General features: G+C 51.4%; 13 protein-coding genes. All 13 read right to left on the bottom strand.

Going from position 1 to position 13813, the window contains the following annotated elements; all coding sequences use genetic code 11:
- Positions 1-55: 55 nt before the first annotated feature.
- The 13 genes from OH31_RS10900 to OH31_RS10840 all read right to left on the bottom strand — a co-directional run bounded on the left by OH31_RS10900 (position 56) and on the right by OH31_RS10840 (position 13798).
- Complete coding sequence (locus OH31_RS10900; RefSeq protein WP_024930754.1) at positions 56-955, bottom strand: dienelactone hydrolase family protein; 900 nt, start codon at positions 953-955, stop codon at positions 56-58.
- 128 nt (positions 956-1083) lie between these two features.
- The gene (locus tag OH31_RS10895; RefSeq protein WP_024930753.1) at positions 1084-2244 is read right to left on the bottom strand and encodes an LLM class flavin-dependent oxidoreductase; all 1161 of its coding nucleotides are present in this window, start codon (positions 2242-2244) and stop codon (positions 1084-1086) included.
- A gap of 19 nt (positions 2245-2263) precedes the next feature.
- Positions 2264-3328 carry an LLM class flavin-dependent oxidoreductase gene (locus OH31_RS10890; RefSeq protein WP_024930752.1) on the bottom strand — a complete coding sequence of 355 codons (1065 nt, stop codon included), beginning with the start codon at positions 3326-3328 and terminating at the stop codon, positions 2264-2266.
- A 340-nt stretch (positions 3329-3668) separates the two neighbouring features.
- A complete protein-coding gene (locus OH31_RS10885) occupies positions 3669-4127 on the bottom strand; it encodes a bifunctional diaminohydroxyphosphoribosylaminopyrimidine deaminase/5-amino-6-(5-phosphoribosylamino)uracil reductase RibD (RefSeq protein ID WP_242402265.1) in 459 nt (152 codons plus the stop codon).
- A 23-nt stretch (positions 4128-4150) separates the two neighbouring features.
- Positions 4151-4753: a nitroreductase family protein gene (locus OH31_RS10880; protein WP_024930750.1), complete on the bottom strand. Its 603-nt coding sequence runs from the start codon at positions 4751-4753 to the stop codon at positions 4151-4153.
- Between the two features lie 92 nt (positions 4754-4845).
- On the bottom strand, positions 4846-6714 hold the full coding sequence (locus tag OH31_RS10875; protein WP_024930749.1) for an extracellular solute-binding protein: 1869 nt from the start codon (positions 6712-6714) through the stop codon (positions 4846-4848).
- A 16-nt stretch (positions 6715-6730) separates the two neighbouring features.
- Positions 6731-8332 (bottom strand): ABC transporter ATP-binding protein, encoded by a 1602-nt coding sequence (locus OH31_RS10870; protein ID WP_024930748.1) that lies wholly within the window; start codon positions 8330-8332, stop codon positions 6731-6733.
- Positions 8332-9393 carry an ABC transporter permease gene (locus OH31_RS10865; RefSeq protein WP_024930747.1) on the bottom strand — a complete coding sequence of 354 codons (1062 nt, stop codon included), beginning with the start codon at positions 9391-9393 and terminating at the stop codon, positions 8332-8334. Before OH31_RS10865 ends, OH31_RS10870 begins: the two co-directional genes overlap by 1 nt.
- 13 nt (positions 9394-9406) lie before the next feature.
- Positions 9407-10468 (bottom strand): microcin C ABC transporter permease YejB, encoded by a 1062-nt coding sequence (locus OH31_RS10860; protein WP_019883237.1) that lies wholly within the window; start codon positions 10466-10468, stop codon positions 9407-9409.
- Positions 10469-10696: 228 nt separating this feature from the next.
- Positions 10697-11140 (bottom strand): cytochrome b, encoded by a 444-nt coding sequence (locus OH31_RS14460; protein ID WP_242402264.1) that lies wholly within the window; start codon positions 11138-11140, stop codon positions 10697-10699.
- Between the two features lie 105 nt (positions 11141-11245).
- On the bottom strand, positions 11246-12574 hold the full coding sequence (locus OH31_RS10850; RefSeq protein ID WP_024930746.1) for an LLM class flavin-dependent oxidoreductase: 1329 nt from the start codon (positions 12572-12574) through the stop codon (positions 11246-11248).
- Between the two features lie 64 nt (positions 12575-12638).
- Positions 12639-13343 carry a class II aldolase/adducin family protein gene (locus OH31_RS10845; protein WP_024930745.1) on the bottom strand — a complete coding sequence of 235 codons (705 nt, stop codon included), beginning with the start codon at positions 13341-13343 and terminating at the stop codon, positions 12639-12641.
- Positions 13344-13387: 44 nt separating this feature from the next.
- The gene (locus OH31_RS10840) at positions 13388-13798 is read right to left on the bottom strand and encodes a hypothetical protein (protein ID WP_242402263.1); all 411 of its coding nucleotides are present in this window, start codon (positions 13796-13798) and stop codon (positions 13388-13390) included.
- Between the last annotated feature and the right edge of the window lie 15 nt (positions 13799-13813).

The following is a 13813-nucleotide window of genomic DNA, read 5'->3' as shown; positions in this document are numbered from 1 at the left end:
GGCATTTGCCCACTTTTATTACTTTCCCGCCAGCCGCTTACCAGGGTTGGCTTTTTTATGCTGATGTTCTCAAGTGCTGGTTAAAAAATTCTATGCTGCGTTGCCAGGCCAGCGTAGCGGCGGCCTCATCATAACGTGGTGTCGTATCATTATTAAACCCATGCTGGGTGCCCGCATATTGATAGGCCTGATATGCTTTACCCGCAGATTTCAGCGCCTGTTCGTAAGGCGGCCAGCTGGCATTGACACGCTCATCCTGCTCGGCAAAATGAATCAGCAACGGTGCCTTGATGGCGGGCACAGCCTCTAATGGCGGCGCGCTACCGTAAAAAGGCACAGCTGCGGCCAATGTTGGTAATCGCGTCGCCAAAAGATTGCTCAGGCTGCCGCCATAGCAAAAACCAATCGTCCCCACTCGCCCATTGCTCTCAGGCAATTGTCCCAGCCAGTGAAATGCCGCCACAAAGTCCTCTTGGGTTTTTGACTGATCCAGCTTTTTAAACAACTCGCGCGCAGCATCCTCATCCCCCGGATAGCCGCCCAGCGGCGTTAACGCATCAGGCGCAAAAGCAATAAAGTTCTCCAGCGCCACGCGGCGGGCAATATCTTCGATATGCGGATTCAGCCCACGATTCTCATGAATCACCAGGACAGCTGGCAATTTACCAGTGATGTTGACCGGCTTGACCAGATAGCCTCTGACTTTGCCATAGCCCTTGGGCGACTCGACTTCGACATACTGCGCCTGGATACAGCCATCATTACCCGCAATGCGCTGGGCATAGGCAAACTTTGGGGTCAAGGCCTCCAGCAAGCCGACGGCCGTAAATGCACCGGCAAATCTGCCAGCTTTAGAGATAAATGTACGCCGGTCTATGTCACCGTGTACAAATTGATCAAACAACCTTAACGCTTCCGGGTGAAAGTCATTGGTGGTGTGCTTGGGATTTGCCATGATTCCCCTTAATTGAATTCAGACTGACTGATTAAAACCAATATAGTTTCTATGTGCTTTGTGATCAATCAAAAAAGTAAAAGCCCTCATGCAGCAGTGCCATGAGGGCTTAAATAAGACATCAAACGTTAAGCGACAGCGCGCAAATTACTCGCGCCTGACTTACCACGTACCAGCGGCAACACTTCTTCACCGACACGATACGCTTCTTCCAGATGCGGTGTACTAGCCAGGATAAAGGCATCCGTACCCAGTTGCACCAACTCATCCAGTCTGGCGGCGACATTCTCATAGCTACCGACAATCCCCAAGGTCTGGCCACCGCGCAGCAAACTGAATCCCGTCCAGATATTGGGCGACAGGATAAAGTCTTTGTAGCTGTTAATGGTTTGCGGTCTCAGGCCACGCTGACGGCTGGCACCAACGGAATCCCCGGCGTTTTGTGCTTTGTAACGATCCAGTATTTCTTTGGGGATATTATCGAAGCCGCGGCTCACTTCGCGCCAAGCCTCTTCTTCAGTCGGACGCGCGACGATGTCAACGCGAATGGAGCACTTGATCTTGCGGCCCAGATGATCAGTTCGCTCTTTGACACGGGCAAATTTTTCTTTGATTAAATCCAAAGGTTCCAGCCATGACAAATAGTAATCCGCATGTTTAGAGGCCGACGCCAGCGCTGCATCAGAAGAGCCGGAGAAGTAAATCTCTGGGTACTCTTCTTTAGATAACGGGTCAGGCAGGCCCGCATCTTCAACCTGGTAAAACTGTCCATTGTAAGAGAATGGACCACCTGCCCAGATACCTTTAAGCACATCCAAAAACTCAGTGGTGCGGCCATAACGGTCATCATGTTTCACCGGGTCACCCCACCACAATTGTGACGGGCCACCACCACCGGTAATGACGTTATACAGCGCACGGCCGCCGGTGGCACGTTGCAGGCTGGCAGTCATGCGCGCAGCCACCACCGGGTTAAGAAACCCTGGCTGGAACGGAATCATGAAGCGGAAATTTTTCGTCTCACGGGCCAGGAATGCGGAAATCACCCAAGGCTCATCCGTGTTGGGGAAAGAGGGAATCAAACCGCCCTGGAAGCCGGAAATTTCAGCGGCACGTGCAATTTCTGCCAGGTAGTCGATGTAAGTGAAACCATCGTCACCACCGCCACCCAGGCCACTCAAGGTCTTGTTGTCATTGCCAGGAAACCAGTCACCACGGAAGGGATCACGCGCCCGGTGTGACCCTGGCTCGCCGTGGGTTGGAATTCTCCAAAAAACATCTATGCTCATTATTTTCTCCTTATAAGTCCTAAGCGGCTTGCTTTTGCGCAGGATTAGTTAACTGGCGGACCAGCGGCAACACATGCGTGCCTACACGATAAGCCTCTTCAAAATGCGGCACGGCGGCCAGTACAAATTGCGTCACGCCCAAATGTGCGTAAGCCGCCAAGGCAGTCGCTACTTCGTCATAGCTACCAATCAGTGAAGCTTTGGCGCCCGTATGTTGCTCAGAGAAGCCTGGCCATAACAATGCGGACTCATCGGCAGGAATCGTTGCGCCCGTTTGGGTCAAAAATCGTTTGGCATCTTCTAGCGCTTCTTCGCGTGTTTCACGCGCCAGCGCATCAATGCGCAACGAAAACGCAACTGCGCGGCCTTGTGCCAGCTTGTGATAGGCGGCGATTTGCTGCGCAATCGCTTCATGACTCGCCGCATCCAAGACATGTACATCTGCGTGCTTGGCGGACAACTCAAGCTGTTCTGCACTGTTGCCGCCTAAATAAATGCTGGGCACTTCACGGTCGGATAACGGCCCTTGAAAACCACCGTCTTGCACCTCAAAAAAGCGGCCCACAAAATTAAATGGGAACGTCGTCAGCACCCCTTTAGCCACCGTAATAAACTCGTCAATGCGCGCCAGAATATCGGCTTTAGGCACAAAGTCGCCCAATTGCTTACGCGTATGTTCGTCGCTGCTACCTTCGGTGATATGCCAGGCAAACCGGCCACCGGTATAGCGCTGGAAACTGACCGCGTTTTTGGCGGCATAGACAGCTGAGCCGCGTGAGGCATCAAACTGGGTGAGTAATTTCAGGCGTTGCGTACTGCGTGCGACGTAGCCCGCGACAATCCACGGCTCTTCGCCATCCGGATTATCTGGAATAAAAATGCCATTAAAACCGGAAAGGTCAGCCGCTTTGGTGACCTGGTGGATGTAATCGAAATAACTGAACGTATTGCGGCGCGGGTCAGTTACGCCATTGCCGAATACGGGATAGTTGGGATCAGAGGCTTCACCGCGGCGCTGCCTGGTCGCATTGCCATAGCGCGCATCGCCTGATGTGGGTAATTGCCAATAAAATTGATTAGCCAAAATGTTTCTCCTTCGTTGTGCAAGCAGCTTGTGCCTGCCCGTTGCAAATATGCACCTACGAAGATGTATTGGCATGTTCCGTGCCAACTGTTTTACGGGTTAGCTTGGAAGTGATAAATAGTGCTATCTATATGAATATTAAAAACAATTAAACATTCAACAAATGTAGACACACCAGCAGGAAAAGCCGCAAATGCAACAGCATTGTTGCCCTGCAAACATTTCCCCTACTTTAAGTGTTGTTATCACAACTACAAGATGCCTGTGAAAAACGATACTGCATAAATCGACGTGAGATAGGGAGCGCCATGGCCGTAGCAGCACTCAACATCCTAAAGGACTAATCCATACGTTTCTGTTGACTGACAGGCACAGCAAGATATGCCCCAATATCTTTAAGCACACGTTGCTCAAGTACACCAACAGTCACTTCTATACCTGCCGCCCTGAGAATATCAACGCCTGCGCCAGCATTGCGAGGATCAGGATCAAGCGTGGCGATGACTACCCGTTTAATGCCACTGGCTGCCAGCGTTTTCGCACACGACGGCGTTCTACCATGAAATGCACACGGTTCCAGTGTCACAAAGGCCGTCAACTCAGACAGGTCACCTGCGACCTTGGACAACGCCATGGCTTCCGCATGAGGTTGTCCAGGTGGCTGTGTATAGCCGCTCGCGACCACCCTGCCCTCCTTCACCAGCACACATCCGACCGGAGGATTGGGGCGACACGCAGGCCATGCCTGGCGGCCTACCCGCAAGGCATGATGCATGAAGTATTCGCAAAACGAAGACACACTATTAACCTTTCACAGGATGATTATTCTGCAAAGCTAAACTTGCCTTCGGCAACAAACTTTTCAACCGGTTTTCTTGGCGTGGGCTGCTCGCGCTCATGAAAGTCTTCTGGCAACACAGACTTATCCGCCTGTTTACCAACGGCAATCAGAATTTCTACCTGGTAACCTTCTGGCACGCCTAATACTGCTGGCGCCGCATCACGGTTAAAACCACCAATCGCCCGTGTGCGCCAGCCCAGTTGATAGGCCTGAAAAGCCAGACTGGCCCATGCCGCACCTGCGTCTAAAGAATGGTTTTTTAATGGCGATGCTGCCGTCTCGCCCGGGCGCACATGTGTTTTTTTGGAAACCAGTGCAATCAGCACAGCGGCGCGATTGACCCAGCGCTGGTTGTTCTCGTTGAGCAATGCAAACAAATCGTCCCAATATGCAGAGCCATTTTTAGCATAGATAAAGCGCCAGGGTTGCGAGTTATTGGCCGAGGGGGCCCAGCGCGCGGCTTCAAACAGGCTGAGCAAAGTGGCGTCATCAATCGTCTCGCCGGTGTAGGCGCGTGGTGACCAGCGGTCAATAAAGATTGAAGCCACTTGATGTGGGGCATGTCGATTAGATAGTTGTGTCATATGACTCTCCGGATGTCATCTCAAAATAGGTCAAATTGCATCACCCGCGCATCCCATGAGAATGTGAGTAATCACAGAATGCATGTTTGTTTTTAATGCGAGGACGTTGGTATGGCTGCATGACTATCCCACCAGTAGGCAAGCACCCACTCTTGAGCACCATAATACTTAGGCAGTTGCTGTGGGCGTTGCAGGCGGTGGTGGTAAATAAGATAGTGCTTGGTCAGGTAGCGCCAGGGGATCACATAATGGCTGTGTACCAACACGCGGTCGAGCGCATGCGCGGCAATCTCCAGCTCATGCTGGCTATCTGCATGCAGCAATTTCTGGATCAGCGCGTCCAGCACCGGCGATTTCACCCCGATCACGTTTTCCGAACCTGGGACATCAGCATCCTGGCTATTGAAGTTACGCCAAAGTTCAGCGCCAGGCATTCTGGCCTCGCGTAATGCAATGGTCGTGTAATCATAATCAAACTTACTCATCTGGCTGCGCGCGGTGGCCGCATCCGCTACCCGTTTGACGACTATCATTCCCAGCTTGGTCATATTCAAGCACACGGGATCCATATAAGGCGTCTGCCCGCGGTTAGCAAAAGTCACCTCAATCACAAACGGTTCGCCTTTGGCGTTACGCAACACGCCATCACGGTTATGCCAACCGGCCTGTCCTAACAATTCCAGCGCCTTGGTCAGGCTTTGCCGCACACTGCCTGGCGGCTTTGTGTTGGGCTGCTCCAGCATGGGGCCGAATACTTCCGCCGGTAACTGGTCGCGATAAGGTTCCAGAATCGCCAACTCCTCTGCGCTAGGCACGCCCTTGGCCGCCAATGGGCTATAGGCAAAATAACTATTCACACGCTTGAATTCGTTATCAAAGATCTTCTGGTTCATAAACTCGAAATCCATGGCGTAGTTCAAGGCCAGCCGTACGCGAGGATCCTGGAATTTTTCGCGGCGCAGATTCACAATCCAGCCATTCATGGCGACCGGATTCTGGTGCGGCACCAGCTCCTTGACCAGCTCGCCTTCATCAAAGCGCTTGCCAATATACTGGCAGCACCAGTAACGCATTTTGTTTTCGTTCAAAAAGTCAAAGTCCCCCGCACGCAGCGCGGCGACCATGGTGTCAGTGTCTTTATAAATGCGGTAAATCACACGTTCAAAGTTGTAACTACCCGCGCGTGACGGCACCTGATTACCCCAATAGACAGGATTGCGTTTATACGTCACGCCCTGGCCACTGACGGCGCGCTCAATCAAATAAGGCCCGGAGGCCACCGGAACTTCGAGGCCGATCTTGTTAAATGGCACACGGCTACCATCCGCTTTCAATCCCCACTTGGGCGAAAATATTGGCAGGCTGCCTGCCACAAACGACAAATCCCTGCCCTTGCGTTTAAACTCAAAATGCACGGTTTGTGCATCAATCACCGTCAGTGATTTAATCTCTGAAAAATAAGCCTTGAAGCGTGGATTGCCTTCTTTATTGGTCAAGGTATCAAACGAATATTTGACCTCTTTGGCCGTGACCGGGTCACCGTTGGAGAACTTGGCAGACGAATTGATATGAAACGTCACGGCACTGAAATCCGGCGCCAGCTTGATGTCGTCGGCCAGCAAGCCATATTGGGTATTGATCTCATCCAGGCTGTATACCGTCAGTGTTTCAAACATCTGTTCAATCAGGCCGGGGGCTGGCTTGCCTTTAAGGCTGAATGGATTGAATTTATCAAAGCCGCTGTTCTGGCTGATCACGGCAAAACGAATCTGGCCGCCTTTGGGCGCGTCAGGATTGGCATAGTCAAAATGTTTGAAGTCGGCTGGATATTTTGGCTCGCCAAACTGAGCCACGGCGTGCGCAGACAAAGCACTATCCATAGGCAGCATGACACCTGTCACAAAAGACAGCGCCATCAGCAAGGCCCAGGGCAATAAAGAGTGATTGGATCGAATATGCATATTGTTTTTATCTTGATTAAAGCGAGGCTTGCACCAGTGACTGTGTATAAGGATGCTGTGGCGTGTGTATGATTTGCTCGGTATCGCCGGACTCAATGATTTCGCCATCCTTGAGCACATACACGCGGTGCGCGAGTGCCTGGATCACGGTCAGGTCATGGCTGATGAGCAAATAACTCAGCCCAAACTTTTTCTGCAGGCTCACTAGCAATTCCAGCACCTGTTTCTGGATCGACACATCCAGCGCTGAAGTCGGCTCATCGAGAATGACGACTTTGGGTGACAGCACAAATGCGCGCGCAATGGCAATACGCTGACGCTGGCCGCCAGAAAACTCATGTGGGTAAGAATCCAGTACCTGTGCACTGAGGCCCACTTCGGACAGCACCTGCACAATGCGTGTGTAACGTTCTTCGGCAGTCAGCGCTGGAAAATGTAACTCCAGCCCCTCGCCAACAATCTGGCGGACGGTCTGCCGCGGCGACAATGAGCCGAACGGATCCTGGAACACCACTTGCAACCTGGCGCGCATTTCGCGCTGCAAACGCTTGCTCAGTTGATACAGCGGTGCGCCATCAACTTCTATGGTGCCCGACTTGACCTTGATCAGGTTGAGCACAGCCTGCGCCAGTGTCGACTTGCCTGAGCCGGACTCACCGACGATGCCCACCGTTTCGCCTTCACGCAGCGTCACATCTGCGCCATGCAAGGCAGTAAAGCTGTGCGATTGCAACAAACCACGCCAGCCTTTGCGGGGCAAGGGGTACTCCACGCGCAGTTTGCGTGCCTCCAGCAATGTTTTAGCATCACTGGCCACGGGTAACACATTACGTTCAGGGATGCTGTTGATCAGCTTAATGGTGTAAGGATGCTGCGGCTGCGCAAACAAGGTTTGCGTATCGGCAATTTCCACCAGGCGGCCACGCTCCATCACCGCCACCCTGTGCGCAAATTTACGCACCAGGTTGAGGTCATGTGTAATCAGCAGAATCGCCATCGCCTGCTTGCCATTCTCACGCACGTCTTCTTCCTGAATATCAATCAGCAATTTGACAATGCGTGCGCGGATGGTCATATCCAGCGCGGTGGTCGGCTCGTCGGCAATCAGCAGCTTGGGTTTGCAAGACAAGGCCATGGCAATCATGGCGCGTTGGCGCTGGCCACCCGACAACTGGTGCGGATAACTGTTGATGTTTTTTTCCGGCTGGCGGATGCCGGTGCGCGTGAGCAATTCCAGCGTTTTCTGCGTTGCTTCAGCACGTGACAAGGCCTGATGGGCAATAATGGTTTCCACAATCTGTTCGCCAATGGTGAACAAAGGATTGAGCGCCGTCATCGGTTCCTGGAAAATCATGGCAATATCGGCACCACGTACACGCTGGATGTCACGCGCGGATTTTTGCAACAGGTTTTCGCCGTTAAACACGATCTTGCCACTCAATTGCGCCGCTTCGACCAGCTTTAAAATGGAGAGCGCCGTCACAGTTTTACCCGAGCCAGACTCACCTACCAGTGCCAGCCGCTCGCCGCCTTGTATGGTCAAGTTCAACTGTTCAACCACGGCTTTCTGGTCAAAACGGGCCGAGAAATTCTCTATGGATAATAATGGCTGTGTCATTACAACGTCCCGCCTTGTCTGGCATCAGAAATGCGGGTATCCAGCGCATTACGCAGCGCCTCGCCGGTAAAAGTCAGTAACAGCAGAGTCAGTACCAACACACTAAAAGAAGACAGTGCAATCCACCAGGCGTCGAGATTTTCCTTGCCTTGTAGCAGCAACTGCCCCAGGCTGGGCGCCGGTGCGGTCACGCCCAGGCCGAGAAAATCCAGGCTGGCCAGTGCCATAATGGCGGCGCTCATACGAAACGGTAAAAAGGTGATCACCGGTGTCAGACTGTTAGGCAGAATATGGCGCCAGATAATCTGTGTGTTGGATAAACCCAACGCCCGGGCAGATTTCACATACTCAAGCTGGCGATTGCGCAAAAACTCGGCGCGGACATAGTCGGACAACGTGATCCAGCCAAACAGGGACAACAAGCCGAACAGTAACAGCAGACTGTGATCAAAAATCGAGGCAAAAATAATCAGCAGGTATAACTCCGGCATGGAGCCCCAGATATCAATCAGGCGCTGTATCACCAGGTCGGTCTTACCCGCAAAATAGCCTTGTACGGCACCAAAAAAGATCCCCAGTACGACACCTACCGCAGTCAGGCCCAGCGCAAACGTGACTGAGACACGGAAGCCATAAATGAGCCTGGCCAGGATGTCATAACCGGCAATATCGGTACCTAGCAGGTTTTCATCATCCGGCTTGCCAGGATAATGCTCGGCCTTGGAAAAATAGTTGAGCGTGTCGTAGTAATAAGGGTTGAGCGGATAAATAGCAAAATTACCCGCTTTGCTCAGTTGTGCCTTGATAAACGGGTCGTGGTAGTCGGCCTTAATAGGTAAATTGCCGCCGAAGATGGACTCCGGATACTCATTAAGCAAAGGGAAATACCATTGCTGCTCATAACGCACCACCAGCGGACGGTCATTGGAAATCACTTCCCCGGCCAGGCTCAGCACATACAGCACGACAAATACAATCAGGCTCCAGTATCCCAGGCGATTGCGCTTGAAACGCTGCCAATTACGACGGGCAGGAGAAAGATGGGGAATAACTTGACTCATGATGACTCCGGCCTTACGAATCTTGACTATCAAACTTGATGCGGGGATCTACCAATACGTAAGCAAAATCGCCCAGCAACTTGATGAACAATCCCACTAAGGTAAACAGATATAGCGTGCCCAGTACCACCGGGTAATCACGGCTATTAATGGATTCAAATGAAAGCAGGCCCAGGCCATCCAGCGAGAACAAAGTCTCAATCAGCAGGCTGCCGGTAAAAAAAGCCATGATGAACGTAGCAGGGAAGCCCGTGATCAAGGGCAGTAAAGCATTTCTGAACACATGCTTCCACAAGACCTGGCGCTCGGACAAGCCTTTGGCACGCGCCGTCAGCACATACTGGCGGCGGATTTCTTCAAGAAAGGTGTTTTTCGTCAGCAGTGTTTTGAACGCAAACGTGCTGACGACGGAAGCCGTCACCGGCAAAGTGATATGCCACAAGTAATCGGTGGTTTTGGCCAACGGGCTGAGTTCTGCCCAGTTATCCGAAGTTAAACCGCGCAGCGGAAACACGTCCCAGAACGACCCCCCGCCAAACAGTACAATCAACAGCACACCTAATACAAAACCAGGGATAGCATAACCAAACAGCACCAGGAAACTGGTGATAAAGTCAAAACTGCTGCCCGCCCTGACCGCTTTGGCGACGCCTAATGGCACTGCAATTAGATAGGTCAGTGTAAACGTCCAGATGCCCAGTGCCACTGAAACGCCTAATTTATCCTTAATTAGATCCCAGACACTCTGATTGCGGAAGTAACTCTCTCCCAGATCAAAGTGCGCATAATTCACCAGCATCTGCCAGTAACGTTCCAGCACAGGTTTATCAAACCCATACAAAGCAGTGAGTTGTTCAACCTGCTGCGTATCGATGCCCTGCCTGCCACTGTAACTCCAGCCACCTGTGCTGGAAGAACCATCAGCACCTGAGCGTGCGTCTTGTGCATCAATTTGCGCAATGGCACTATCGACCGGCCCACCGGGCACAAACTGGGTCACCAGAAAAGTGAGTGTCATCACCCCGATCAGGGTGGGTATCATCATCAGCAAGCGTTTTAACAGGTAATGCCACATATTATTTTCTAAGGGATCAAGGTTGATGACTACATCGGGTCGATGAGATATTGCAGTTTCCGTACCAACTGTTGATTTCTTTTTCAGGCGACAATGAAATTAAACTTATTTATTTAAAATCATCAGCTTATGGATTTTTAAAGACAAGAGTACGAGAGCAGTGGAACTGGGCGTGTGATGCGCTGCCAACAGCTGCGGATGGCAGCTGTTGCAGGAAACACATTTAAATCAGTGACGGGGAGAGCTAAACCAGAGTCGATTAATCAAACCATCTTTTTGCACAAACTGGTGCCAGACAAACGCGGCAACATGCAGGCTCAGCAACCCGGCCAACACATAGGCGGTCACACCATGCCAACCCATGATCTGGTGTGCCAGATCTTTATCGATAGCAAACAGCGGTTCCCAATGAAACACAAACAGGTTAAAGCCATGATTAAATGCGCTCGCTAACAAGCCTACGCCTGGCACAATCAGGATCAGCGCATAAATAAAAATATGCGCATAATGTGCCAACTGCACTTGCCAGCGGCTGCCCGGCACATGATCCGGCACAGCATGCGTGAGGCGCCAGTAGATTCTGAACAGTACCAGCGCAAATACAATGAGACCGAATGACTTGTGATAGTTGTAAATGAGTTTGCGCAGCGGCGTTTTAGGCAGGTCAGGCATCAAGAACGACCACTAACAGGCCAATAATTAACAGTGCCAACAACCAGTGCAGCACAATCGCGGTGTTGTTATAACGTTTGAGGATACGCGTTTGCATAAAACACCTTATTTTGTATGAGGATTAACCGGACGATTGAGACCCAGATTCTCACGGTAGGTTTTGCCTTCATACTCTGTGCGGAAGATACCGCGACGTTGTAACTCCGGCACCACCAGACGCGTAAAGTCTTCCAGGCCTTTGATCGAATATGGCGGGACCACATTAAAGCCATCTGCTCCTTTTTCCACAAACCATTGCTCTATGGTGTCAGCCACGCTTTTCGCCGAACCGATCGCTTGCAAATGACCACGCGCCACGCGGAATTTCAGCACCAGTTGACGAATCGTCAGGTTTTCACGGCGGGCTAATTCGAGTTGTTGCTGAAAACGGCCACGGCCATTCTCACCCGGATCATAAGCCAGGTCTGGCAATGGGCCATCGAGTGGATACTTGGATAAATCCTGCCCGCCAAACTCTAAATCCGAAAAATCGACCAATGCCTGCAACTCGCCATATTTGTCCTGTGCTTCCTGATCCGTTTCGGCGACAACGACATTCAGGCCAGGCGTAATTTTGAGCTGGTCTTCAGCGCGGCCATATTTGGCCATGCGTGATTTCACATCGGCATAATAAGCCTTGGCCACCTCTAAAGACGTGGCCGAGCTATAGGTCATCTCGGCTTCGCGTGCCGCAAATTCGCGACCGGTCTCAGAATTACCTGCTTGCACAAATACCGGGTAACCTTGAATCGGCCGCGGGAAATCCAGCAGACCTTCTGACTTGAAATATTGGCCGTTAAAATTGACCGGATGGCCTGAAGCCGGATCATAAAATTGCCCGCTCTGGCGGTTAGGGTGATCAAACGCATTGTCATCCCAGCTATCCCACAACGCCTTGGTTAACTGGATAAACTCACTGGCGCGCTCATAGCGTTCCTCATGGGTAATCGGTGCTTCTATGCCAAAGTTTTTGGCAGTGACAGGATTCAATGAAGACACCACGTTCCAGCCGGCGCGGCCACCGCTCAGGTGATCGAGTGAGGTGAACTGGCGCGCCACATTGTATGGGTCAGAAAAGTTAGTATTTACTGTCGCTACCAGTCCGATATTTTTGGTCTGAGAAGCAATTGCCGACAGTAAAGTGAATGGCTCGAAGTGAAAGTTATTTGGGTTCTTGACGGACTGTTTGTCTATCACGCCCGAACGACCAATAAAGTCAGCCACAAAAAAAGTATCAAACTTGGCGGCCTCGGCAATCTGGGCAGCACGTATCCACCACTGCAAATCCGGGCGTCCGTTCTCCGTCCATGTCGGGTGCAACCAGCCTGCCGGATGGTGTCCGTAACGTAACAAAAATACATTCAGGGCCAATTGCCTTTTTTTGCTTTGACTCATGATCAACACTTTCAATAAAAAGTCGGGACAAGCTGACCTTGCCCCGACTGACAGAAAAATAAAATTAAGCTGCTTTTTGCTTGAGCAGATCGGCAATAAAACGTCCGGAATATTGCTTGGCTTTTTCTACCAGGCCAGTGCGTTTCCATTGCACTTCGAGTGCACCCGGCGTGTATTCTTTAGCGCCACCGACTTGTTCAGCCAGTGACTGGAAGCGTGCAGCCTCTTCAATCAGCAGTACCAGCTGTGAGGTACCGATAATGCCCTTGCCCCAGATATTGGCGCCGCCATTGGACTCCAGTAAGGCTGGCGGTGGTGCCAGTTCGGGATGGTTATCCAGGCGCTCGGAAATAATCGACAAGATGCTGCGGGTGCGGTCAAGATGGTTAGGAATCTCGCGTGCCAGCAAATAACGCTGCGCCGCCACATACAAAATCGGGAAGTTGATTTGTGCCAGTGACCACGCCGCTAGGTAAGGCGTATGTGCATGAATCACGGTGTCGGCATCGATACGGGATTCATGCAGGATGTGATCTTTCTTTTCAGAGAAAGTATCAATACTCACGACTGGATCACGTGAACGCTCCCATGGCCATGGGAAGCGGATATTGAGCAATTTATCCTGGCCTGGGATTTTATGCGTGATGTGGTAAGTCCAGGTCGCGGACAAGGTGCCGGTTTCTTTCAAGAAATTGAAAGAATGCAAAGCATCGGCCTTGGCCTGCTCTACATATTTGATTAAATCTGAATCTGTCACGATTTCGCTCATGGTTTAAGTCTCCTGTTTAAATAATTTACGCGGCTTGCGCGGCTTCAAAGGTTGTCAATTGCGGTTGCTGTTTGACCTATACGGCATGACAAATGAATCGCCTGTTTTTGCGAAGAGACAAGCGGACTCATGACAACTTCGGTCTTGATGTCAATGACAGGTTGAATGGCAAACAACATGCCAACGTCATCTGCGCCACAGCGTGATATCGCTACAGCCCTGTATCTACGAGGCTGCTCAGCCTTTTCACACCCCTGCTCAACGCTAGCGCACATCAAACAAACAGTGCTGCTATCAACATCACACTGCTCATCTGGCAACACACCATGCCTGTTTTGTTGCTGTTGCAACAAATATCCATACTTATCGCGGGGATGTCGTTTGCTGGAGGGTGCGACCTGCTTTTGTGCTCGCCAAGCCAACAATTTTTCTGCTGAATACCTGGCCTTTTTCACGCGCTCTCCCGTCAA

Origin of the sequence: Methylophilus sp. OH31 (assembly GCF_000576615.1) — a bacterium.
Taxonomy (GTDB): domain Bacteria; phylum Pseudomonadota; class Gammaproteobacteria; order Burkholderiales; family Methylophilaceae; genus Methylophilus.
This window is presented reverse-complemented; position numbering and strand designations above follow the sequence as displayed.

What these genes read in the sequence shown, in the direction of transcription:
- OH31_RS10865 (WP_024930747.1), bottom strand. Translation starts at nt 9,393, where the DNA reads ATGAGTCAAGTTATTCCCCATCTTTCTCCTGCCCGTCGTAATTGGCAG.
- OH31_RS10895 (WP_024930753.1), bottom strand. Translation starts at nt 2,244, where the DNA reads ATGAGCATAGATGTTTTTTGGAGAATTCCAACCCACGGCGAGCCAGGG.
- OH31_RS10875 (WP_024930749.1), bottom strand. Translation starts at nt 6,714, where the DNA reads ATGCATATTCGATCCAATCACTCTTTATTGCCCTGGGCCTTGCTGATG.
- OH31_RS10880 (WP_024930750.1), bottom strand. Translation starts at nt 4,753, where the DNA reads ATGACACAACTATCTAATCGACATGCCCCACATCAAGTGGCTTCAATC.
- OH31_RS10845 (WP_024930745.1), bottom strand. Translation starts at nt 13,343, where the DNA reads ATGAGCGAAATCGTGACAGATTCAGATTTAATCAAATATGTAGAGCAG.
- OH31_RS10860 (WP_019883237.1), bottom strand. Translation starts at nt 10,468, where the DNA reads ATGTGGCATTACCTGTTAAAACGCTTGCTGATGATGATACCCACCCTG.
- OH31_RS14460 (WP_242402264.1), bottom strand. Translation starts at nt 11,140, where the DNA reads ATGCCTGACCTGCCTAAAACGCCGCTGCGCAAACTCATTTACAACTAT.
- OH31_RS10850 (WP_024930746.1), bottom strand. Translation starts at nt 12,574, where the DNA reads ATGAGTCAAAGCAAAAAAAGGCAATTGGCCCTGAATGTATTTTTGTTA.
- OH31_RS10900 (WP_024930754.1), bottom strand. Translation starts at nt 955, where the DNA reads ATGGCAAATCCCAAGCACACCACCAATGACTTTCACCCGGAAGCGTTA.
- OH31_RS10870 (WP_024930748.1), bottom strand. Translation starts at nt 8,332, where the DNA reads ATGACACAGCCATTATTATCCATAGAGAATTTCTCGGCCCGTTTTGAC.